The organism is Virgibacillus profundi, assembly GCF_002287375.1.
Taxonomy (GTDB): Bacteria; Bacillota; Bacilli; order Bacillales; family Amphibacillaceae; genus Virgibacillus_K; species Virgibacillus_K profundi.
In genome coordinates this window covers 207,095-231,444 of sequence record NZ_NPOA01000006.1, presented here as the reverse complement: position 1 = coordinate 231,444, position 24,350 = coordinate 207,095, and the positions used below count along the sequence as shown (strand labels likewise).

Annotated in this window: 16 protein-coding genes and 1 tRNA gene; 4 read left to right on the top strand and 13 right to left on the bottom strand. The window is 38.0% G+C overall.

Annotated features, from left to right (window positions below):
* Positions 1-376: 376 nt before the first annotated feature.
* The gene (murG, locus tag CIL05_RS10635; protein ID WP_095655509.1) at positions 377-1,447 is read right to left on the bottom strand and encodes an undecaprenyldiphospho-muramoylpentapeptide beta-N-acetylglucosaminyltransferase; all 1,071 of its coding nucleotides are present in this window, start codon (positions 1,445-1,447) and stop codon (positions 377-379) included.
* Between the two features lie 100 nt (positions 1,448-1,547).
* Here murG and CIL05_RS10630 point away from each other — a divergent pair, with 100 nt between their 5' ends.
* Positions 1,548-2,906, top strand: coding sequence for an MATE family efflux transporter (locus CIL05_RS10630; protein ID WP_095655508.1), 1,359 nt, complete (start codon positions 1,548-1,550; stop codon positions 2,904-2,906).
* Positions 2,907-3,004: 98 nt separating this feature from the next.
* Here CIL05_RS10630 and CIL05_RS10625 read toward each other — a convergent pair whose 3' ends face one another.
* The 11 genes from CIL05_RS10625 to CIL05_RS10570 form a co-directional block, all read right to left on the bottom strand.
* Complete coding sequence (locus CIL05_RS10625; protein ID WP_095655507.1) at positions 3,005-4,192, bottom strand: NupC/NupG family nucleoside CNT transporter; 1,188 nt, start codon at positions 4,190-4,192, stop codon at positions 3,005-3,007.
* 214 nt (positions 4,193-4,406) lie between these two features.
* Positions 4,407-5,696 (bottom strand): NCS2 family permease, encoded by a 1,290-nt coding sequence (locus CIL05_RS10620; protein ID WP_095655506.1) that lies wholly within the window; start codon positions 5,694-5,696, stop codon positions 4,407-4,409.
* A 187-nt stretch (positions 5,697-5,883) separates the two neighbouring features.
* Entirely contained in the window at positions 5,884-7,155 is a 1,272-nt protein-coding gene (odhB, locus tag CIL05_RS10615; protein ID WP_095655505.1) for a 2-oxoglutarate dehydrogenase complex dihydrolipoyllysine-residue succinyltransferase, read from the bottom strand.
* Positions 7,142-10,009: a 2-oxoglutarate dehydrogenase E1 component gene (locus CIL05_RS10610; RefSeq protein WP_095655504.1), complete on the bottom strand. Its 2,868-nt coding sequence runs from the start codon at positions 10,007-10,009 to the stop codon at positions 7,142-7,144. The genes odhB and CIL05_RS10610 overlap by 14 nt, the downstream gene beginning before the upstream one ends.
* A gap of 1,076 nt (positions 10,010-11,085) precedes the next feature.
* Complete coding sequence (locus tag CIL05_RS10600; protein ID WP_095655502.1) at positions 11,086-11,559, bottom strand: tRNA (cytidine(34)-2'-O)-methyltransferase; 474 nt, start codon at positions 11,557-11,559, stop codon at positions 11,086-11,088.
* A gap of 49 nt (positions 11,560-11,608) precedes the next feature.
* Positions 11,609-12,451: an amidase domain-containing protein gene (locus tag CIL05_RS10595; RefSeq protein ID WP_095655501.1), complete on the bottom strand. Its 843-nt coding sequence runs from the start codon at positions 12,449-12,451 to the stop codon at positions 11,609-11,611.
* Positions 12,452-12,556: 105 nt separating this feature from the next.
* Positions 12,557-12,847, bottom strand: a complete 291-nt coding sequence (locus CIL05_RS10590; RefSeq protein WP_095655500.1) for a DUF5316 domain-containing protein — start codon at positions 12,845-12,847, stop codon at positions 12,557-12,559.
* Between the two features lie 85 nt (positions 12,848-12,932).
* Complete coding sequence (gene queG, locus CIL05_RS10585; RefSeq protein WP_095655499.1) at positions 12,933-14,078, bottom strand: tRNA epoxyqueuosine(34) reductase QueG; 1,146 nt, start codon at positions 14,076-14,078, stop codon at positions 12,933-12,935.
* A 16-nt stretch (positions 14,079-14,094) separates the two neighbouring features.
* Positions 14,095-15,798 carry an ABC-ATPase domain-containing protein gene (locus CIL05_RS10580; RefSeq protein ID WP_095655498.1) on the bottom strand — a complete coding sequence of 568 codons (1,704 nt, stop codon included), beginning with the start codon at positions 15,796-15,798 and terminating at the stop codon, positions 14,095-14,097.
* Positions 15,799-15,951: 153 nt separating this feature from the next.
* Positions 15,952-16,025, bottom strand: a tRNA-Gly gene (locus tag CIL05_RS10575).
* A 255-nt stretch (positions 16,026-16,280) separates the two neighbouring features.
* Positions 16,281-16,970: a Crp/Fnr family transcriptional regulator gene (locus tag CIL05_RS10570; RefSeq protein ID WP_095655497.1), complete on the bottom strand. Its 690-nt coding sequence runs from the start codon at positions 16,968-16,970 to the stop codon at positions 16,281-16,283.
* Positions 16,971-17,131: 161 nt separating this feature from the next.
* On the opposite strand from CIL05_RS10570, the gene dat reads away from it, so the two are divergent.
* From dat to CIL05_RS10555, 3 genes are all read left to right on the top strand, one after another.
* A complete protein-coding gene (gene dat / locus CIL05_RS10565; RefSeq protein ID WP_095655496.1) occupies positions 17,132-18,016 on the top strand; it encodes a D-amino-acid transaminase in 885 nt (294 codons plus the stop codon).
* A gap of 135 nt (positions 18,017-18,151) precedes the next feature.
* The gene (locus CIL05_RS10560) at positions 18,152-18,667 is read left to right on the top strand and encodes a DNA topology modulation protein (protein ID WP_095655495.1); all 516 of its coding nucleotides are present in this window, start codon (positions 18,152-18,154) and stop codon (positions 18,665-18,667) included.
* A gap of 317 nt (positions 18,668-18,984) precedes the next feature.
* Positions 18,985-20,988 carry a S9 family peptidase gene (locus CIL05_RS10555; protein ID WP_095655494.1) on the top strand — a complete coding sequence of 668 codons (2,004 nt, stop codon included), beginning with the start codon at positions 18,985-18,987 and terminating at the stop codon, positions 20,986-20,988.
* Positions 20,989-21,066: 78 nt separating this feature from the next.
* Here CIL05_RS10555 and carB read toward each other — a convergent pair whose 3' ends face one another.
* On the bottom strand, positions 21,067-24,324 hold the full coding sequence (gene carB, locus CIL05_RS10550) for a carbamoyl-phosphate synthase (glutamine-hydrolyzing) large subunit (RefSeq protein WP_095655493.1): 3,258 nt from the start codon (positions 24,322-24,324) through the stop codon (positions 21,067-21,069).
* Between the last annotated feature and the right edge of the window lie 26 nt (positions 24,325-24,350).

Sequence of the window (24,350 nt, the reverse complement as noted above, 5' to 3'; positions counted from 1 at the left end):
CGGTTTATTTCTTATGTAAATTGGAGAATAAAAGCTCATACGGGGAATTAACTCTATTTCAAATACCTCTTTAAACCCAATAATATTAATCTTAACGAAAGAATTCTATTTACTCAATGTGACTAAACTGCGAAAATAGTAGAAAAATCACGATTATCTATGGTAATACACGCATAACTACTTCTTATTAGCTTTATCATCGCTTTTTCTCGAGATAACTCTAGTTTTTTATACAGTTGGTCGTTTAAACATGCTATGAAATTAAAAAACTCCCTTAGCTGGTATAATCCAGTTAATGGGAGTTTTTCTTGTATGACCGATATTATTTCTCGGATGATATTTCCGCTGTCCGGATGATATGCCTGCTTATATAGCTCTACTTTTGTTCTTCACGCAGAATTTCAACTACACGATCACGTGCTTTCTCACTTTTGTATTCCTTCATTTTATCAATCATTATTGGTGCATACTCTTTTAGCTGGGAAAGTTCCTGTATCAATGAATCTTTGGTTAACCCCTCTTCTTCCATAACACGGGCATAACGTTTTTCGGCAAAAGACCTTGCGTTAATAATTTGGTCTCCCCTGCTTGCCTCTTTTGATAAAGGAATGAGTAGCATCGGAATTTGTAATGCCAAAAATTCAAATATGGCATTCGATCCTGCACGTGACAGCACGTAATCTGATGCTGCAAATATATCCTTTACCTCTTCATTGATATATTCAAATTGTGCGTATCCCTTTTCTTTTACGTCCGGGTCCAAATTTCCTTGTCCACAAATATGAATAATCTGGAATGTGTCCAATAGCTCGGGCAAACTAGTCCGTACGGTTTCATTAATTTTTCTCGAGCCACCACTGCCACCCATGATAAGTAATACCGGTTTTTCTTTCGTTAGACCAGCATATGCCAGGCCTTTTTCTTTCTCTCCTTTAAATAACTCCTCACGAATAATTGCCCCAACATATTCAGCCTTTTTCTCAGGCAAAAAGTTCATTGTTTCCGGGAAAGTTGCCAATACTTTCTTTGCAAATGGAATCGCAATTTTATTTGCAAGTCCAGGAGTATAATCCGATTCATGTATAACTGCCGGCACCCTTCGCAGCTTTGAAGCCAACATAACAGGTACAGAAACAAAACCGCCCTTTGAAAATATAATGGAAGGTTTTGTTTTTCCCATAATTCTTGCAGCCTGCATCGTTCCTTTTAATACTTTAAATGGATCTTTGAAATTTTCTTTAGACATATAGCGGCGCAATTTACCTGTAGAAATCGCATGATAGGTTACACCATCCAATTGTCCGATCAGCTTTCTTTCAATGCCTTCCTTCGAACCTATATAATCAATTTCCCAACCATCACGTTGGTACACTGGGATTAATGCCAAATTAACAATTACATGACCGGCAGTTCCGCCACCGGTGAACAAAATTCGTTTCTTTTTCATTAAATGTCTTCCCTTCTTTCGCATTACGAAATAAAACGGTATAATAGAATTTATGACTTCTTACATCCTACTGGAAAATAAGTAAAAAAGGAAGAGTATTATGTATGAAACTGCTACATTAAAAGAAAAATTAAAGTTATTTAGCATAATATTGGTTCCCATTCTCATTACACAAGTAAGCATGTATTTAATGAACATATTTGATACGGTGATGTCAGGGCGTGCAGGGGCAGAGGATTTGGCCGGAGTGGCAATTGGTTCCAGTCTCTGGGTTCCTATTTTCACAGGGATTAATGGCGTACTTTTAGCCATAACCCCAATAATAGCTCAATTAACAGGAAGAAAGGCACATGATGAAGTGTCTAATAAAGTGCAGCAAGGAATTTATTTATCAATTGGTTTAGCAGTTATTGTGCTGTTAATCATATTGATAGCACTTGAACCAATACTTTCATTAATGGATCTGGAACCAGGAGTTAGACATACGGCTAAATATTATCTTATTTCATTATGCGCAGGAATTATACCACTTTTTATTTTTAATACATTGCGATGTTTTATTGATGCTCTTGGACAAACACGGATTTCCATGGTCATCATATTAATTTCCTTACCACTAAATTTTATTTTTAACTATATTTTTATTTTTGGTAAATTTGGTGTTCCTGCTTTAGGTGGAATTGGTGCGGGTATCGCAACAGCAATCACCTATTGGCTGGTATGTTTTATTGCTTTAGGCATTGTTTATAAGATCAACCCATTTCGTAATTTCCGTATTTTTTCAAACTGGGTAAAGCCTTCTTTCAATGTTTGGTGGGAGCAATTAAAAATTGGACTTCCCATCGGATTTGCAATGTTTTTTGAAACGAGTATATTCTCTGCTATGACATTATTAATGAGTGTCTACAGCACCTATACCATCGCTGCACATCAGGCGGCAATTAACTTTGCCTCACTTTTATATATGATTCCATTAAGTGTTGGTATGGCATTAACGATTGCAATCGGATTTGAAATTGGTGGAAAACGTTTTGCTGACGCACGCACTTATGGCTATATAGGCCTAAGCGGAGGTGTGTTTATCGCTATCTTTGCCGGTCTTGTTTTGTATATATCCAATGACATTGTTGCGGCAATGTACAGTTCCAATCCAGAAGTAATTGAACTCACGAAACAGTTCATCATCTATGCAATATTCTTCCAATTGGCAGATGCATTTGGTGCTCCAATTCAAGGTGCACTGCGTGGATACAAGGATGTTAATGTGACATTTATTATTGCCCTTGTTTCCTATTGGATCATCGGATTACCAACTGGCTGGCTGTTGGCAAATTATACTGCTTTAGAGCCATTCGGTTATTGGGTTGGTATTATTGTTGGATTGAGCTGTGGTGCAGTCGCATTATTATGGCGGTTGTTACATTTGCAAAAGAAATACGCCAAATTTGGAGAACAGTAAAAGTCTGAGCGCTCGGGCGATGTAAAAGCGAGGACTTTCAGCCTCGCTTTTACATCCTACATACATTAAAAATCCGCCCCCAGGGAGCGGATTTTTTATTATAGGAATAAACCTACTACTGTAGCTGACAGAATAGATGCTAATGTAGCGCCAATCAGAAGCTTCATACCAAAGCCTGATACACTGACCGCCTTTTCACTGTCGATTCCTTTAACAGTCCCAGCTATAATCCCGATGGAAGAGAAGTTGGCAAAGCTCGTTAGGAAAACAGTTACAATACCAATCGTTTTCTCTGACATCGTTTCAAGCATTGGCTGGAATTTAAGCATTGCTACAAATTCATTTGTAACGATTTTGGTTCCCATTACGGCACCAGCTTCAAGCACCTCACCCGGCGCAATACCCATAAGCATACCTATTGGAGCGATAATATATCCTAAAATCTCTTGCAGGGTAACTCCGGCAAATACTAACTGTATTAACCAATTTACTAATTCCAATGATGCAATAAAGGCAATTAACATTGCTGCAACGATTAAAGCAATTTTTCCACCTTCAAGTGCACCATTACCCATTGCTTCAAAAATACTTTTATCATTTGTAACATCGGTCACGTCTACAAGGTCTTCTTCTTTAGGAACTTTAACAGGTGCAATAACAGATGCAATCATTAAAGCACTAAACATATTTAATGGCAAAGCTACCAGGACATATTCCGGTGGCAGCATTTGTAAATACGCGCCGACAATTGATGCAGAAACGGAACCCATTGCAGAAGCACTTACGATATACAGACGGTTATTATTTAAATGATGAAACTGTGTCCTGATTGCAATTAATGCTTCAGATTGTCCAAAAAAGATACTATTCACAGCATTAAATGATTCGACCCTTGGCAGACCTGTAATTTTGGAAATAATTCCACCAAGATATTTAATAATAGCCGGTAAAATTTTCAAATAAGTAAGTACGGATAATATCGTTGCAAAAAATATGATGAGTAATAATACGTTAAAGAAGAATACGCCACTATCTTCTGTAACAAATCCGCCTACAACAAAGCTTATTCCTTCTGATCCAAATTCAATTAATTTATTAAAGCCGGCCGATATACCATTAATAATATTCTGGCCAATTTCTGTTGTGAACATAAACCAAGTTGTTAATAATTGTAAAACCAACATAATTCCGATGCCTTTATAATTAATATTTTTCTTATCATTAGACATCAAAAATGCTAGTCCGAGGACAACAAGAATTGCTAGTAGTCCAAGAAGAATATCCACGGATGTAGCCTCCCTTTGTATTGTTTGAAAATGTTTTCATTTTGAATTTCCAAAGGTAATTGTACCAAGTTGTCAGACGTCATGCAAGAGGTATTTTATATTTTGTATTGTCTGAATTAGTTGTTCCCTATTTTCATATTTTTTAACATAAGAATAAAACAAAATAAAAAGACTGCTTAGGAAGGCGTACCCCCTCGCAAGCAGTCTGCTTGACCTAATGTGCCGGGAAATAAATCATTTGCAATAAAAAAATCACCGCAAAAACATATAGAATCCAATGAACATTTTTTCCTTTTCCGACAGCAATTTTTAGGATTGGATAAGTAATAAATCCAATGGCTATTCCTGTTGCAATACTGGATGTAAATGGCATTGTCAGGATAATCGCAAATGCCGGGAAAGCTTCATCAAATGTTTGCCAATCTATCTTTGCTAAACCTTCCATCATGAAACAACCTACAATAATTAGAATTGGTGCAGTTATCGCCGGAATATTTGCAATTACTTCAATGATAGGTGTGAAGAAAATAGATAGGGCAAATAAGCCTGCAACTATAACTGATGTCAAGCCAGTTCTTCCACCTGCAGCAACACCGGATGTTGACTCGATATATGCTGTGGACGGACTTGTACCAAACATAGAACCAACAGTAGTAGCAGTTGCATCTGCCAATAACGCCTGTTTTGCACGTGGCATATTTCCGTTTTTCATAAAGCCTGCCTGCTCTGCAACACCAATCATTGTGCCTGTTGTATCAAAGATAGTTACTAGTAAAAATGCAAAAACTACAGTATAAAGTCCATTTGAAATAACGCCACCAATATCCATATCAAAGAATACAGGGCTTGGGGGTGCTGAAATAAAACCGTTAAAATCTAACTGGCCAGTGAAAAATGCAATGATTCCGGTTGCCAGCATCCCAAAGAACAATGCTCCCTTTACTTTCAATACAAATAATATTAACGTGATAAATAAACCTGCAATCGTCAATAATGTCATCGGATGATGTAAGTCACCCAACCCAACAATAGTGGCCTCATTTGGTACAACAATTCCCGAGTTTCTCAGGCCAACAAACGCAATAAATAAACCTATACCTGACGTGATCCCATATTTTAGTGAAGCCGGAATTGCAACAATTAATGTTTCCCGTAATTTTGTAAGACTTAATAAAATAAAAATAATACCTGCTAAAAATACAGCACCAAAAACTACTTGATAAGACAGCCCCTGTGTTGCAACAACACTGGCAAAGTAAGCATTCAGGCCCATACCTGGTGCAATGGCTATCGGATAATTTGCGAGTAGTGCCATGTATAATGTACCAACAACTGCAGAAATAACAGTCGCCATAAATACTTGCTCAAATGGAACGCCTGCAGAAGATAATATCGCCGGATTCACAACAACAATATAAACCATTGTTAAAAAAGTTGTCATACCCGCCATGACCTCTGTTCGGATATTTGTGTTATTTTGTTTTAATCTAAAGGACTTATTCATTTAAAACACCTTGCTTTCCGAATAATTTAATCAACATTATCTATATTATTCGTTTTTTCATGTTTACGCAATATAAAACAGGATTTTTTTAAATCTTTTTTATCAGTCTATCTCACATCATTTCACCAATCAAAAAATCCTCACTTTGATTTTCATCAAAGTAAGGATTTATAGCTTTACCTATTATTTATCCTTCAAGCAATAAATCATATGGATCTTCTAATAATTGTTTAATGCGTACAAGGAATTGTACTGCTTCTTTACCATCAACGATGCGATGATCATAGGAAAGTGCAAGATACATCATTGGGCGAACCTCAATGGAGTCATCAGGCATTACCATCGCACGTTTTTGAATGTTATGCATTCCAAGAATACCAACCTGTGGTGCGTTAAGAATTGGTGTTGAAAGCATGGATCCAAATGTACCGCCATTGGTTATGGTGAATGAGCCGCCAGTTAAATCATCCAATGCCAGGTTATTATCACGTGCTTTCTTCCCAAGATTTCCAATTTCACGTTCTACTCCTGCGAAATCCAGTCTATCTGCATCACGAACAACAGGAACAACCAATCCATCATCTGTTGATACAGCAATACCGATATCATAGAATTTTTTCAATACTAGTTCTTTACCTTGAATTTCAGCATTCAAATACGGGAATTCTTTTAATGCGCCAATAACTGCTTTTGTAAAGAATGACATAAAGCCAAGTTTTACACCGTGTTTTTCAATGAACTTTTCTTTACGCTCACTGCGAAGCTTCATAACATTGGTTAAGTCAACTTCATTAAATGTAGTCAACATTGCTGTCTCCTGCTGAACCTCAACAAGGTTTCTGGCAATTGTTTGACGGCGACGAGTCATTTTCACACGCTCAACTGGTTTATCAAATTCTGTTTTAGCTGCTTCTTTCTTTTCTTCTTTCTTAGCAGGCTTGGATGCTTTCTTTTCACTTTCATCTTTAGCTGCAGCCTCCACATCCTCTGGACGAACACGGCCTAATGGATCACGCGGGCTTACAGAGCTTAAATCAATGTTCAATTCACGAGCACGTTTTCTTGCAGCAGGAGACGCAATTATATCACCTTTATCTTCATTACTGCCAGATTCCTGCTTTTCTTCTTTTTTCGGTGTTTCATCTTTGTCTTCTACGACTGTTTCTTCTTTTTTCTCTTCTTTAGGTGCTTCTTTCTCTTCAGGAGCGTCTCCCCCAGCTTCACCATTTTCATCTATTTTTGCGATTGTGTCACCAACTTCAACATCTTCGCCTTCTTCACTTAGAATTTCTGTAATGACACCGGCAAAATCGGAGTTTACTTCTACGTTTACTTTATCTGTTTCCAACTCAACAACTGGGTCACCTTTTTCAATTTTATCACCTTTTTTCACTAACCACTCGGCGATTGTTCCTTCTGTAATAGATTCTGCCAGTTCAGGTATTTTAATTTCGTTCACTGGAATCTCCTCCTTTTGACGGGTTAATTGCTTTTTGTACTAGTTGACTTTGTTCTGTTTTATGCACATTTGGTACTCCAACAGCTGGTGAGGAACGATCCGGGCGACCAATGTATCGTAAGGTTTGGCCATCTTGCAGAAGATCTCTTAAATAATCATCTACAAAATCCCAGCTACCCATATTCTTTGGTTCTTCCTGTACCCAAACGATTTCTTCCAGATTAGGCAATTCTTTCAATTCTTTTTCCAGATCCTTTTTAGGGAATGGATAAATTTGTTCAAGTCGTAGTACACGCAACCAATCAAATTTCTCTTCAGAATTGTCTATTGCCTCTTCAATATCCACCATTATTTTACCACTTCCGATTAGTAAGCGTTTTGCATTTTTCTTACTAACCTTCAAGTTTGGCTGTTGTCTTAATGGTTCGAACTTGCCCTCAGAAAATTCTTTAGCAGTTGATGCTATACGTGGGTTACGGATCAAACTACTTTTAGGCGTCATTAGAATTAATGGTCTAGCTTCTTCACGACCACGCAGGGCAGCCTGTCTGCGAATCAAATGGAAAAATTGTGCAGATGACGTTGGATATGCAACAATCCAGTTATTTTCTGCAGCCATTTGCAGGAAACGTTCCAAACGAGCGCTAGAGTGTTCCGGACCCTGACCTTCATAGCCATGTGGCAGTAACATGACCATATTAGATTTCTCGCCCCACTTCGCACGTGCTGCAGAAATAAACTGGTCAAATACTACTTGAGCAGCATTGGCAAAATCACCAAATTGTGCTTCCCAAATAACCAATGTATTTGGTGATTGAACACTATACCCATATTCAAAACCTAATACACCTGCTTCTGATAAAGGACTGTTCCTTACATCAAAAGATGCCTTTGCTTCTTCTAAACCATGCATAAGACTGTATTTCTCATTTGTTTCAATATCATGTAAAACAATATGTCGGTGTGCAAATGTACCTCTTTCCGTGTCCTGACCGGTTAGACGAATAGGAATTCCATCCTGTAAAATAGATGCATAGGCTAATGCTTCACCAGCACCCCAATCTGCCTTATTTCCTTCTTCCAGGATATTCTCACGGCGTTTAAGGATTTTCTCAACTTTTCTAAAGCCATTAAAACCTTCCGGCCGGTTCAATAGACCTTTGTTTAAAGCTTTTAAAGCATTCAATTCCACTGCTGTTTCAAATTGACTGATTCCATTAGTTAATGCTTCAGGCATATTTTTCACTTCTGCCTGACCTGTTTCATTTTCTTTCATGCTTTCGAAAATATCACGTAAATGATTTTCGACATCGTCTAAAACTTTCTTAAATCCATCTGCATTCATAACGCCCTTTTCTTCTAAAAACTTAGCAAAGACATTAGCTGCTGTTGGATGCTTATCAATATCCTGGTATAACTTAGGTTGTGTACTTCTTGGCTCATCCATTTCATTATGACCATAACGACGATAGCCAACCAAATCAATTAGGAAATCTTTATTAAATTTTTGACGATATTCATAAGCAATTTTAACTGCTGATACACATGCAATTGGATCATCAGCATTTACATGAATAATTGGAATTTCAAAGCCTTTTGCCAAATCACTTGCATAACGAGTGGAACGTCCATCTTCCTGGCTTGTTGTATACCCAACAAGGTTGTTAGCGATAATATGGAGCGAACCACCAGTTTTATATCCTGGCAAACCACTTAGATTTAACGTCTCTGCTACAACGCCTTCACCAATAAATGCAGCATCTCCATGAATCAATACAGGTATCGCTTTGTTCGTATCCTGTTTTGGGTATCCACTTTCAGAACGGTTATCCTGTGCTGCACGTGCAAATCCTTCAACAACAGGATTCACAAATTCCAAATGTGATGGATTATGGGCTAATGTGATACGGGTTTTTGTTTCGTCCCCATCTTTAACATCCTTCGTTGCACCAAAATGATATTTCACATCCCCTGTCCAACCATAATTAATTCCCATTGATCCCTCAGAAGGCATTAATTCCTTATCAGGTGAATGTTGAAATTCAGAGAAAATCCTATCATATGGCTTCCCAAGCACATGTGCCAGCACCGATAAGCGGCCACGGTGAGCCATACCCATCATGATGTTTTCAATTTTGTCATCAATCGCATATTTTACAACTTGGTCAAGCATCAGAACCATTGCTTCCAATCCTTCAATTGAAAAACGTTTCTGACCAACAAAAGTTTTTTGCAGGAAAGCTTCAAATCCTTCTACATGTGCAAGACGTTCAAGTAATTGTTTCTTTTCAACGTCAGATAAATCCATTCGTGCTTCACCGGCTTCAATCAACTGTTGCAGCCATGTGCGTTCTTCATCATTATTTACATGATCATACTCAAAAGCAATCGTGCCCGAATAATACTTCTTCAATTCTTTAATTACATCCAAGCCATTTTCAATATTTCCTGGTGCATTCTCCCACAACCAGGATGCCGGCATGTTTTTTAAATCATTATCATTTAATCCGTAATTCTCCGGATCAACTAAATTGGACTTACGTTCCTTGTGAACACTAACAGCGTATATATCCGCCTCCAAATGTCCAAAACGACGAATAGCCTCAACAAGTTTCATCGCTGAGGTTAGCTTCTTAACATCATTTATTGAAGTTTGTCCAGATGTTGCCTGGTCTTGTACTCCTGATTGAACTGTCCATTCGGGAGCTCCATATTGATCGAACATTTCCTTTAAGGATGGATCAACAGCTTCTGGATCCTCTTTGTACAAATCGTATTGTTCTTCAACATACCCCATGTTCGGACCATGAAATTCTCCCCAGAATCTTTTAATAGATTCTTCACTCTGTGCCACGTTAGATACCCCCAGTAGATGTAAACATTTTCCTTTATGTAACGCTTTCCTGCGCTCCATATTTATTATAGAACTGTCTCATAGCTTCATCAACTAATATACCTTATTTTAATTGATGAAACAATATATCCGATGACCTTTATGGAAGAATAAAATTTGTTTGAATTTTCTTGTTAAAAAAACAGCTCCATAATGTGACTTTTTCGCTAAAAATGAAGGTATGTATTCACAATTTGAAATTTTTTAGGTATAATAAGGGCATAATTAAAATATATATTCGTTTTACATAGATATAAAAGGAGGAAGTCCGCATGAAATTACTATTGCTATTTGGTGTAATGATTACTTTTTTAGTGTCCTGCTTCACTTCTGGTTACGATGCAAAACCAGGTGTACCGAGAAAAAATCAATAGAAATCACAAAAACCGTCCTGTTGTTCATAAAACACAGGACGGTTTTTTTAGTTGTTTTCTAAAAGATTGAGCACGACGACATTTACTCTTCCCACAAAGGATATAAAAGAAGACGTAAAATCAATGGTGGCAGGTCTCATTGACCGCTACGGAAACACATTTTGCGGACCTTAGGGCGGCTGGTGAGCCTCCTCGTGCTACGCACTCCGGGGTCTCACCTATGCCTTTCCTCCCGCAGGACAAGGAAGGCTACGTAAGCGAAACATCGCACGCAGAAAAAGTGTTTTTCTTTTTCAAGGAGTCTTCAATGTGTTTCCTTCGCTAGAATTGTGCTTTGTAACTTCGTAAAAAATTCTTGATTAATTCAAACAAATACTAGCACATTTGTGGCGGTTGTTTGGAGCGAAGGACCGTTGACTCCTCGAAAATACAGACCAATTTTCTTCGTGCGATGTAATGCTGCCGGAGCTTTCCTTGTCCTGCGTGAATAGCACGTGTCTGAAGACCCCGCAGCGGTGACCTTCCGCGAGGAGGCTGAAGCCGTGCCCTAAGGTCCGCAACGGTCCGCAACGGTCCGCAGCGAAAAAAACAAGCTCATACTTTGTCTTTTATATCCACTGAGAAGATTAAAAAGCAACAAAAACTCAGGAATAGAGCCTTCTTTTAAGTCAACTCAGGAAATCCCTGCTGCCTTAATGCTTCATAAATAATAATTGCTGCTGTATTAGATAAGTTCAATGAGCGTACTTTATCATTCATATGAACTCTAAGACAGCTATCTTCTTTACCTATCAGCAATTCTTTTGGAATACCATTTGTTTCTCTGCCAAAAACGAAAAATAAATCCTCTTCAACACTATTAAACACTAAATCCGTATAATGCTTTGTACCGAAGTTTTCTATATAATAGTAAGATCCTTTAGGATACGTCTTATACAAATCCTCAATCGAATCATATTCTTTGATATCAACATTTTTCCAATAGTCCAAGCCTGCACGGCGCAGCATTTTATCATCTGTTGAAAATCCAAGTGGATGAATTAAATGAAGTGTTGTATCTGTTGCCAGGCATGTTCTCGCAATATTTCCCGTATTTGCAGGGATCTCCGGTTGAAATAATACTACATGTAAACTCACTTTCTCATTCTCCTTACTATCTTAAAAGTACCCTATTATTATACCACTTTTACTCACCAATCCGGAAAAATTTATACTGAATGTCCGAGGTCCAGGCAGTAGAATCTTCATAGGACCAGTATCGATTACGACTATTATCCGTATGCGCATTAACCAGCGGCATACCATATGCGTCCTTCGCCACAACAATCGTATTATGATCCCACCTGCCGTCACCTTGAAAATCATAACATATAACATCACCCGGAATTAGCTCCTCAGCACTTTGAACTTCCTTACCCTGCAACCCTTTCGTGGAACCACTTAAATACCACCTTAAGGAATGAGCAACTGCCCAGCTGAAACTCCAGTTATCACCTGAATACCACCAACCACGGCTTCTATCAGGAGCCCCATGCATGGGTGCCCCCCCTGCACGTAAACATTGTGATATATAATTCGTGCAGTCCACATCAAATTTCCTATAATCAGGATTATAACTATTCCACCACCGTTCAGCATATTGTACAGCTGCCTGGCGATCATATGAAAATCTTTCTTCTAAATCGTTTCGTGTATCATCCGGTAATATCGATGGTGCACTTTCCTGCTGTAATATAGGTTCTATTTCTTTATGATTTACAACTTCCCCATTTTTTAAGCGGAATTGATATGGAATTACCTGCTCCTCCAGATGGAAATGATCCCCTTGCTTCATAAAAAAAGAGACATGAAGCAAATAATGATATACCCATTCGTTATCATAGCGTATTTTTGAAAAAATATGTCCATCACCCTGAATCCGAACGATCTCCGTATCACGCTTTTTACACATATCCTTTTTTCTGCCCCACCAATCAGCAGTACGTTCCGATTGAAAAAAATCCAGCCACAACCTCTTTAATTTTTCCATAAAAAATCCCCTCCATAAAAAGTATATGGAGAGAAGGCTTGGCAATAGTCTTATGTTCATTAAATGTATTGCTTCATCTACGTTGGCTTCCTATAAATGGATAATCTAAAAGTATAAATACAGCAATATACCTACAAAAAAGATAGGAAGCGCAAATGTCCCTGCAATCAAAGAAACTTTCGTTCGTCTTGATCGGTCTTCCTTACTCTCCGTATGAAAATTAACCTGTAATTGACGCCCACTAATGAATGCTCCACTAGTCAAACCACCAATTAAAAAGGCAATTACTGCAATTCCAAGTGCGATGGACCCATAAAATTGTGGGTCATTCGTAAAATATCCAAGCGATAATAGAATAAATGCCAGACCACAGCTGATGAAAAAGGACTTTTTCATAAAATTGACCCCTTTGTAAATTATTATGTTCCTCTATTTTCATCTATACTATAATCTACGAAGGAGGGAGCAAAAGGTTTCATGATTATTTAAGGGACAGCTCTTTTTCAAAATCCAATCCTTTTTCCATTTCATATAAAACCTGTTCATCCTGTTCTTTTTCCATTGCTGATTTGATTGCCTCGTAAGCTTTTTCTGTACCAATTTTACCAAGAGCCCAGGCAGCTGTTCCGCGAATAACCGGTCTTGGATCGTTTGTCAGAACAGCAATTATTTCCTCAACTGCAGTTTCATCCCTGAAATGCGCAAGTGCGATCAATGCATTACGCTGCAAAGGCTTTTTCCCCCGCCACGAACCAGCAATATGACCGTAAGTTTCTTTGAATTCTCGATTTGAAATTCTTAGCATTGGCTTTAGTTTTGGTTTGGCAATTTCATTTTCCGGTTCGAATTCCGGATGTATATGAAAATCTATTTTTTTATTTCTTGGACAAACAACCTGACATGTATCACAGCCATATACCCGATTCCCAATTTTTGTTCGAAATTCATCCGGCAGAAAATCCTTCGTTTGGGTTAAAAATGCAATACAGCGCTGGGCATTTAATTGCCCTCCTTGTACAAGCGCACCTGTTGGACATGCATCGAGACATTTTGTACAGTCCCCACAGCTATCTTCAACAGGCTCATCTGGCACAAATGGGATATTCGTTATTAACTCACCCAAATAAACAAAAGAACCAAACTCCGGGGTAATGATGGCAGTGTTTTTTCCGCTAAATCCAATCCCGGCACGTTCAGCAACAGCTCTATCTGAAAGCTCGCCGGTATCAACCATTACTTTATTTTGTACATCCGGAACTTTTTCTTGGATGAAGGCAGAAAGCTTCTCCAGTCGATCACGTAAAACAACATGATAATCAATTCCCCACGAGGCACGGGCAAATATACCACGCCGATCTTCTTTCGTGCCTTTTGGTGCATTTTCCATCCGTGTTGGATAAGCAATAGCAATGGAAAGTATTGACTGGGCTTCCGGTAATAAACGCTGCGGCTCTGTTCGTTCTTCTACAGAGCCCTTCTCAAATCCCGATTGATATTTCAATGACTGCTGCCGCTTCAGCCTTTCCTTTAATTCACCAAATACATCAGCAGAGGCAAAGCCAATTTTATCAATACCTATTTCTTTGCTGTAATCAATTATTTCCTGTTTAAGCTGTTCGGTATTCATCGGCACGTCCTCCCTTCTATTTCTGTTTTACTTTTGCTGTTCGCATTCGATTTAACACAGCCGCAATCTCGTACCTGCGTGGCCGTGCAATATCTCCTGGGTGCTGCGCTTTAAATATAGTAAAAGATGCTAATCCTTTTTGATTCATCTGCCGCTCGATTTTATCCAAAAGCTCTTTTAATGATGCTGTCTCCAGTCCATTTGTCCGATCTAAGTACTGAATGATTTCAGCAATCATACGTGTCTGAGAATCGTCAACAAGCTGTTCTGTATCCTCAAAAGCAATTTCCATTCTTCCCATTAAAATTTTCTTTAATCCTTTTGCTTGCACCTTTGCACGATTTCCCTTTTTCGTTTGCAGGGAGGATTGCTGAAAATATCGCTGGCTAATAGAACCAAACGAACCCTTTAAAAAAGTATCACGCTCTAACGGATACTTTTTCATTATTTCATTTGCTTCAAGCGTTACATTATGAGGAGTATATCCCTCCATCATAATGACGGTATCTGCTGTTGCAAAGTAATCGCCTGAACCACCCATTACAAGTATTGTCGACACACCATGCTCATCATTCATTTGTTTTATTTTACCAATAAATGGCGTGATTGGCTCCTTATCTTTGCTCACTAATTGCTGCATGCGCTGGTCGCGAATCATAAAGTTTGTTGCACTTGTATCCTCATCAATCAGCAATGTTGTTGCACCAACCTCCAACGCTTCCATAACATTAGCTGCCTGTGATGTACTTCCACTTGCATTCTCAGTTGTGAAAAACTCAGTGTCCTGTTTATGAGGTAGATTATTTATAAATGGGGAAATATTTACCCCGGTAACTTTCCTACCATCTTCCGCCCGGATTTTAACAGCATCAGGATCTGTCAAAACATATTCGCGTCCATCCCCTTTTGTATGGGAATAGACACCACGTTCGATTGCTTTTAGAATAGTGCTTTTTCCATGATAGCCACCGCCAACAATTAAAGTGATGCCTTTTTTGATTGCCATTCCTTTTATCGCTTCGGACTGATGTGGAATCGGGATCGTTACTTCATTTTCAGCAGGACTTTGAAATGCCACTGCATTTTCCAGCGGTCTATTGCTAACACCACTTTCCCTAGGCAAAATTGCTCCATTTGCAATAAACGCTATCCAGTTATTTTTATTTATATGCTTTCGAATGGCCTCTTGTTGATCAGCAAGCTTAATTGCATTGTGAATTTCGTCATCCGTTATAGTAAAAATTGAATTCTTTATAATCCACGGAATCGCCTGGGCAAATAATTTTTCTGCTTCCCTTCCGTTAATTCTCCGTCCATTAGCCGGCAGACCTACTGATATACAAACTGTTATGGATTCGGAATTAATTTGAACGGCACTTCGCTCCAGAATCTCCTGCCCTGGTTGATCGAATAAAATGACACCACTCTTACCAGAGCCCTTGATTGAGAATTGTTGGTTAGTAACTGTCTCGCCAACTTTACGTGCAAATACATCCTCAGTTGCAACTTTTCTGGCGTATGTTTCCAACCATTCATTTGCAATTAGGCGTTTTTGCTGCGGAATTGTGACACGAATCTTTGAAGGTGCCGCAAACGGATCACCCTGCACGTAGTCTATATATAAATCAAAATCATCATAGTTGTAGTGACCTTGAACACTTTTATAAGCCTTATAGCCTTTATTATCAAGTTGTTTTAATTGCTGAAGTAAATTTTCCATAAGAATCCCTCACATATTGTGGTTTGCTTTAAGAATACTACGAGCAAAAGTGTGAGTTCAAGTGAAGAGGTATGCATGCAAAATTTAAATTGCAAATTAAAAACGCAACACCTCGTACACAAAACTACGAGATACTGCGTTAAGACATATGTATGGAGCGGGTGAAGGGAATCGAACCCTCATCATCAGCTTGGAAGGCTGAGGTTTTACCACTAAACTACACCCGCATCTAATTAAGATGTGCTACATTTATTTTTGAATGCAAGAACAATTATATCAATTACTTTCAAACAAATCAATAGGAAATTTTACTTTTTTCGACTTTTTTTGTTTATTGCTGACTTTTCTGATCTCAAGAAGATGTTTTTGTTCTCGGGCTGATGTTTTCGCTCTCGAGCTGATGTCCCTAAGCTCGTGCAGATGTTCCTCCCGAGCTGTTGCCCCCACCACTCTCAGGCAGATCAGCCCTTACAACTCCAGCACTACAACATGCAATTCTCCACTCCACATTTTTCACATACTAATATTTTTTTAAAGTAATTTATATTCTTAAGCAAAAAAAATTTATTATCATTTGCTACGATGTCTTGTTCTTTCCATTTATTTACAACACGACTTACGGTTTCCCTGGAAATACCGATTTGCTTACTTACTTCTTTTAACATAATCGGCTCAGTAATGCGAATCCCTTCCTTTGTTACGACGCCATACATGTTTGAGTACCGTATAAATACAGACGCAACTGCTCCTTCTGAACCAAATGCTATGTAATCACGCATTTTTGCTTTACTTGATTCCAGTGACTCCGCAACCCATCTTGTAAATTGTAAGCCTATTTTTCCATTTTGCCCTAAAATACTTTCAATTTCGTTTTTAGTAATATAATAAAGTATCGTTTTTTGCGTTGCTTCAGCTGTATTAGAATATTTTTCTCCACTAAATATTCCAATTTCACCAAAACCGTCATTTTTGTTTCGTGTAAATATCGTTATTTCTTTGCCAGGGCCCAAATCTTTATAAATACGGACCTGACCTTTAAGTATAAAATATAAATAATTAGAAGGGCTGCCTTCTTTATAAATTATGTTCCCCTTCTTAATTTCTAGTTTCCTTGAATGAGCCAACAGCATATCATAATCATATGTATCCAATCTATTTAATAAAGGTTCCATACAATCCCAACCCTTCTCCAACTTAATTACCATTATAAGCTATTATTAAACTTAAATCTGTGATATTTATCACTCTTTCATTCAGGCACCTATGATTAGCCATTTACAACATATATTAGAAGTTATAGAATAGGTATAACCTTAGGGAGGCGAAGAAAAGAATGTCTGTTTATCCGATTATTATGACCCAGGAAAAGTTTACACATCGAGAAAATTTAAAATATCCTTACGAGGAACGTGGACTGCAGTTTGGTGATGGTGTATATGAAGTAATTCGTATCTACAAAGGTTCATATTATTTACTTAAAGAACATGTGGATCGCTTATTCCGCTCTGCAGAAGCAATTAAAATTAAACTCTTATTTACAAAAGAAGAACTGACTGATTTATTACTCGAATTATTAGAGAAAAATAACATGAAAAATGATGGAAAAGTATATCTGCAGGTATCTCGTGGTTCAGCCCCACGTGATCATGTATTTCCAGTAAATGTACCTGCAAATATTTATGCATATATTCAGGACTTATCTCGTAATCTGGAAGCCTTGGAAAATGGTGTTTCTACAATTACCCACCGTGATATTCGCTGGGAAAATTGCTATATTAAGAGTTTGAACTTACTTCCAAACGTACTTGCAAAACAAGAAGCAAAAGAGCAAGGCAGCTATGAAGCTGTTCTCCATAAAGATGGATTTGTAACAGAATGCAGTGCAGCGAATGTATACATGGTTAAGGATGGTAAAATATACACACATCCAGTAGCAAATAACATTTTGAACGGCTGTGTACGCATGCGTATTGAAACATTCACCGAAGATCTAAACATCCCTTTTAATGAAGAAGGTTTCTCTGTTGAAGATATTGCATTATCAGACGAAATGTTTTTATCCAGCAGTACTTCAGAAATTACACCAATAATTAAAGTTGATAACAGTCAAATAGGCAATGGGGAACCAGGAAAGATCACTAGACTATTGCAAGAAGCGTATAAAAAAGATGCGAATATCGCAATTTCAGAAACAGTACACAGTGAGCGTATTAGCTAGAACCAATTACTAAAGCAGCTATTTTAAAAATAGCTGCTTTTTTCTTCATCAGTAATTTACAAATACATGGTGTATTTATCAGAAGATTATGTTATAATATTTCTCCGTTATTAAAGTTGAAAAAGGGGGGACATTATGGAAAAAATCGCTATTATCGGCGGTAGTGGTGCTGGGAAATCAACATTAGCACAAACACTTGGTAGAATACTTCAGATTCCTGTATATCATTTAGATGCAATCCATTGGCAGCCTGGATGGGTGCCTATTACAAGTGAAGCTTTTATTAAAAAAACCGAAAACATTTTAAATAAAGAGTCCTGGATTATTGATGGTAACTATGGCTCTACGATGGATCTTCGACTGCAACAGGCAGATACCGTTATTTTTTTACACTACAAAACAGTACACTGTCTTTATGGAATCATAAAACGACGCATTCATTACCGCAACAAAACCCGCCCCGACATGGGTGAAGACTGTCCGGAAAAGATTGATTGGGAATTCTTCCAGTGGGTGCGAAAATTTAATAAGACAAAAGTTCCTCCAATTTATAAACGTCTCTCCAGCTTAGAGGATAAGAATATACATATTTTCAAAAACAGAAAAGAACTCAACACGTTTTTAGATAAGCTGGAACATGGGAATGTCTAACGGTGAACAGGGTTAATACTTAGAGAATATATCTGCTGATGAACAGATATATCTGCCGGAAAACAAATTTATCTGCCGAAGAACAGATATATCCGCCGGAAAACGATTTTATCTGCCGGAATAGAAATTTATCTGCCGGAGAATAGATATATCCGTCGGAATAGAAATTTATCTGCCTGAGATTAGATTTATCTGCCAAAGAGCAAATATATCACCCAAAGAAATAAAACTAGCAATCTAATTGATTCGAAACTCGAAATAGTTTAGAATGAAAACAAAGTTTTGAAAATTATTTATATACTTTAGGGGGCTATTTAATGAGCGAGTTTAAGCGTGCAATAACAGCTGAAGATATTACTAGATTACAAGTATACAGTGATCCGCAATTCACTCCAGATGGAGATGCATATACATATGTATCAACAGCAATTAATGATAAGAATGAGTATGAATCCCATTTGTTTTATAAAAAATTAAATGGAAGTGATGCAACACCATGGACATTTGGCAATGTTAAAAATAGTAATGCTCAATTTTCACCTGATGGAAAAAAAGTTGTATTTCAATCCACTCGGAGCGGCTTACCACAGCTTTGGGTTTTAAACACGGATGGCGGTGAAGCGAAGCAGCTGACATTTTTCAAAAACGGCGCTGTAAGTCCAGCTTGGTCTAAAGATGGAAAGTATATTATTTTCAATGCATCACTTGATCATGATGATGATGTAGAAAGTCAAAAAGAACAATCAAAAGAAGAACGCCAAAAACAAAATGAAGAGAAAAAGAAGCAGCCACTCGTTATCAATCGCTTAAAATACAAATCAGATGCGAAAGGCTTCCATGATAACAAACGGAATCAACTTATTTTATTTGATGTGGAAAATGAGAAGTTCACACAACTAACTTCTGCTGATACTGATCATGGTTATCAGGACATTTCACCTGATGGCAACTTCGTCTTATTCACTGCAAATCTGAATGATGATGCAGATTATGAGCTGATAAATGACCTTTTCACTTTAAATTTAAAAACAAAAGATATAACAAAGCTGACAGATGGTAAGGGCGGTTATCATAGTGCTTCTTTTTCACCGAGTGGTGACAAGATTGCCTGTCTCGGACATGAGTTTGCATACAAGGGTGCAACCTTAAGTGAATTGTATGTATTTGATATTGCAACAGGTGAACGTACTTGTCTAAGTGAGAAATGGGACATGCAGCTGGGAGATTTGATGATTGGCGATACGCGTTTAGGTCAGTCAACTACTGGACCGGTCTGGTCTAAAGAAGAAGACCGTCTATTTTTTATCGCTACTGATTTTGGTGCTACCGGTTTATATCAAGTAACATTGAATAGTGATTTGGAAGTTCTGTATAAGGATGATAATCATGTTTTTGGTTTTTCATATGACCCTCATTCAGATTCGTTCATTCTTGGGATCAGTACACCAACAAATCCATGTAATTTTTATCAATTAAGAAAGACTTCAGAATTGGTAAGATTAACAAATGCTAATGCTAAATACTTAGAGGAAGTTCATGTGGAAGAACCTGAGACGCTTACAATAACTGCAGATGATGACCAGGAAATCCAAGGCTGGCTGCTCAGGCCATATGGATTTGAAGAAGGTAAAAAATATCCATTCGTATTGGAAATTCATGGTGGTCCCCATGCGATGTATGGCCAAACATTTTTCCATGAACTGCAGCTGCTTGCAGCGAAAGGCTATGTCGTCTTATACACAAATCCACGAGGCAGCCATGGATATGGGCAAAGCTTTGTAGATGCCTGCCGCTCTGATTATGGTGGAGGAGATTATACAGATTTAATGAGTGCAGTTGACTATGTGTTGGAAAATTACAGCTTTATCGACGAAAATCGTTTAGGTGTTACAGGTGGTAGCTATGGTGGATTTATGACCAACTGGATTATCAGTCATACAAACCGCTTTAAAGCAGCAGTAACCCAACGCTCGATTTCAAATTGGCTGAGCTTTTATGGGGTTAGTGATATTGGCTTCTTTTTCACAAAGTGGGAGCATGGACTGAATTTATTAGATGACCCGGCAAAACTATGGGATTTTTCTCCATTAAAATATGCAGAAAATGTGGAAACACCACTATTAATTTTACATGGTGAACAGGATTTCCGTTGTCCGGTTGAACAAGGAGAACAGTTATTTATCACGTTGAAGCATATGCGTAAACAAGTTGAATTTGTTCGTTTCCCAGGTTCCAATCACGAACTGAGCCGAAGTGGAAAACCGGAAATGCGAATTGAACGGTTAAATCATATTTGCCGCTGGTTTGAGGAATATTTATAGACAAGAGAAGCTGACGTAATCTACGTCAGCTTCTTTTATATCTAAAATTTCCTATATCACAGCCAAAAGCTCCAATAGTCATGCTTCTTTTGCCATGATCTTTTCCTTTTTATCAGCCGTATTTTGTAGATAGGACTGTAATGACCTTGGTGTTATGTCAATCCTTTCACCACTGAACCATCCCTTCATTGCTTCTAATGTTTCCAAACTGGTAAAGTAAGGAACCTGATAGTTTACAGATAATTCACGAATGTAAAATCCTATCTTTTCCTTTTCCCTTCCCTGATTAGGTATATTTAGAACGATATGTGGTGGATTATTTTGCCAATGGTTTAATAGGTCTTGCTTGTTTTTTACCATTTCAGCAGATTGAATTCCCTTTTCTTCCAAGTACTTTGCTGTTCCTTCTGTTGCAGTTATTCTGACACCGAGTGTAGTAAATTCAGAAATAAGCGCGAGGCTCTCCTCTTTCATGCGATCTGAAACAGATACAAATAGCTGTGTTTTTTCTGGGTTCATTCCTTCACCATTATCAGGAAAAACAGATGCTTTTGCCAATGCTTCTTGTTTGGACCAACCTACACCGATAATCTCCCCGGTTGACTTCATTTCCGGTCCCAGTACATGATCCACGCCACTTAGCTTGCCCGCTGAGAAAACAGGTGCCTTCACTGTATAATAAGCCGGCTCTGTTAATAGATCTACATCCTCTGATAATTTTTTCAGTGGTGTACCCAATTGTGTCTTAACAGCCCATTCAATCATAGGGATTCCAGTTACTTTGCTCATAATAGGCACAGTTCTTGATGATCGAGGATTTACTTCCAATACATAGATTGTATTTTCATGAATAACAAATTGGATATTCATCATACCTATGATCGGCACGGTTTGACAGATTTTACGTGCAATTTCTACCATTGTTTCCTTCATGTATTCAGTCAAGGAAACAGGTGGAAAGACCGTCATGCTATCTCCCGAATGTACACCCGCTTTCTCCAGATGTTCGAAGATTCCTGGAATGACAATATCCTTGCCATCACTAATTACATCAATTTCGCATTCTATCCCTGGAATATACTGATCTATTAGCAACGGCCACGAGCGGCCATTGGTATCTTTTATAATACGTGCCACATTATGTTTTAGCTCCTGTTCATTATTACAAATAAACATGGATTGCCCGCCAATAACATAGGAAGGACGAACCAGCAGAGGAAATCCTAATTCATGAATGGATATGGATAGCTCTTCAGGTTTATTAACAATACGTCCTGTAATATGAGGGATATTTAATTCATCCAATATATTATAAAATTGTTCCCTGTCTTCCATTTGATCGATATGCTCCGGCAGAGTTCCTAAAACATGTATCCCTTCATCCTGCAATTCATTCGCTAAATTTATCGCTGTTTGTCCACCGAATTGGATCAGTACCCCGGCCACATTTTCTTTTTCGATAACTGCTAAGACATCCTCCAGGGCTAATGGTTCAAAATATAGTCGATCTGCAACAGAATAGTCTGTACTTACCGTTTCGGGATTATTATTAATAACGATAGCTTGATAACCCATTTTTTTCACAGCCAAAGCAGCATGTACAGAACAATAGTCAAATTCTACACCCTGCCCGATCCGGATGGGTCCTGATCCTAATATAAGAATTTTCTTCTGCTCATCACTTGTTATAACTTCATCCATTCCGTCCCACGTAGAATAGTAATATGGGGTGTTCACGTCAAATTCACCGGCACAGGTATCCACCAATTTATAAATCTGTTGCATTGATTGTTTTTTATATGCTTTTCTTAACTCTTTTGAAGTCGTCCCTACAAGCTTAGCAATTCGTTCATCACTTATATTAAATTGTTTTGCTTTCTGAAGCATTTCCATGGGGACATTTGGCCAAGTATGACCGATAAATGACTGCTCACACTGAATAATTTCATCAACTTTGCTTAAAAACCAGTAATCTATTTCAGTTAATTTCATCAGTTGATCTATTGTCATTTGCCTTGCAATAGCTTCAGCAATTGCAAAGATCTGTAAATCATTAGGAGTGGATAATAATTCAATTAATTCTTCGGTTGTTTTTTCACTCATACCAGGCCAGCTGAGACTATTTACATTCATTTCCAGTGAGCGAATTCCTTTATTTAACGCTCCTGCAAATGTTTGCTCAATCGCCAGTACTTCTCCTGTAGCTTTCATTTGTGTACCCAACGTCCGGTCTGCCTCTGTAAATTTATCAAAGGGAAAACGCGGTAATTTTACAGCAACATAATCCATCTTTGGTTCAAAAGAGGCGTTGGAATTCCCTGTGATTGGATTAATGATTGAGTCTAAAGAATATCCAAGTGCGCATTTTGCAGTAATATGTGCAATCGGATAAGCTGTTGCCTTAGAGGCTAATGCTGACGACCTGCTTACTCGCGGATTCACTTCAATGATGAAGTATTCATTGGTTTTGGGGTTCAATGCAAATTGTATATTACAGCCACCAACCACGTCCAATGCCCGGATAATTTTAAGAGAGGATGCTCGCAGCATTTGCTGTTGTACTTCTGTCAGTGTCTGAGATGGCGCTACCACAATGGAGTCCCCTGTGTGTACGCCAACAGGATCGAAGTTTTCCATATTACAAACAATTACGCAATGATCTTGAGAATCACGCATCACTTCATATTCTACTTCTTTCAATCCTTTGATGCTTTTCTCAACAAGCACCTGGTTAATTGGGCTCAGTTTTAACCCTTGATTCAGGATAGTTTTAAATTCAGTTTCATTATATGCAAACCCACCTCCTGTACCACCAAGTGTGTATGCGGGACGTAATATTACCGGATAACCAATTTCCTTAATAAATTCAATTCCATCCTCCATCGATTCTATAATTTTTGATTCAGGAATTGGCTCATGAATATCGATCATTAAACTGCGAAACTGTTCACGATCCTCTCCCTTTTTAATTGAGGATACAGACGTGCCCAGTAATTCCACATTATATTTAGCCAGAATCCCTTTTTCATAGAGATCCACCGTTAAATTTAAACCTGTTTGTCCACCCAGACTTCCAATCATTCCATCAGGTCTTTCTTTTTCAATGATACTCGCCAATATATCTACCTGAAGTGCTTCCATATAAACATGATCAGCAATTTTTTCATCTGTCATGATGGTTGCCGGATTATTATTCACTAATACAACTTCAATACCTTCTTCTTTTAATGCCAGGCAGGCCTGTGTACCCGCATAGTCAAATTCAGCTGCCTGCCCAATAACAATTGGCCCTGACCCTATAACAAGTACTTTTTTTAAAGGTTTATGTTTCCACATGATTATTTCCTCCTGAAGTAAGTATC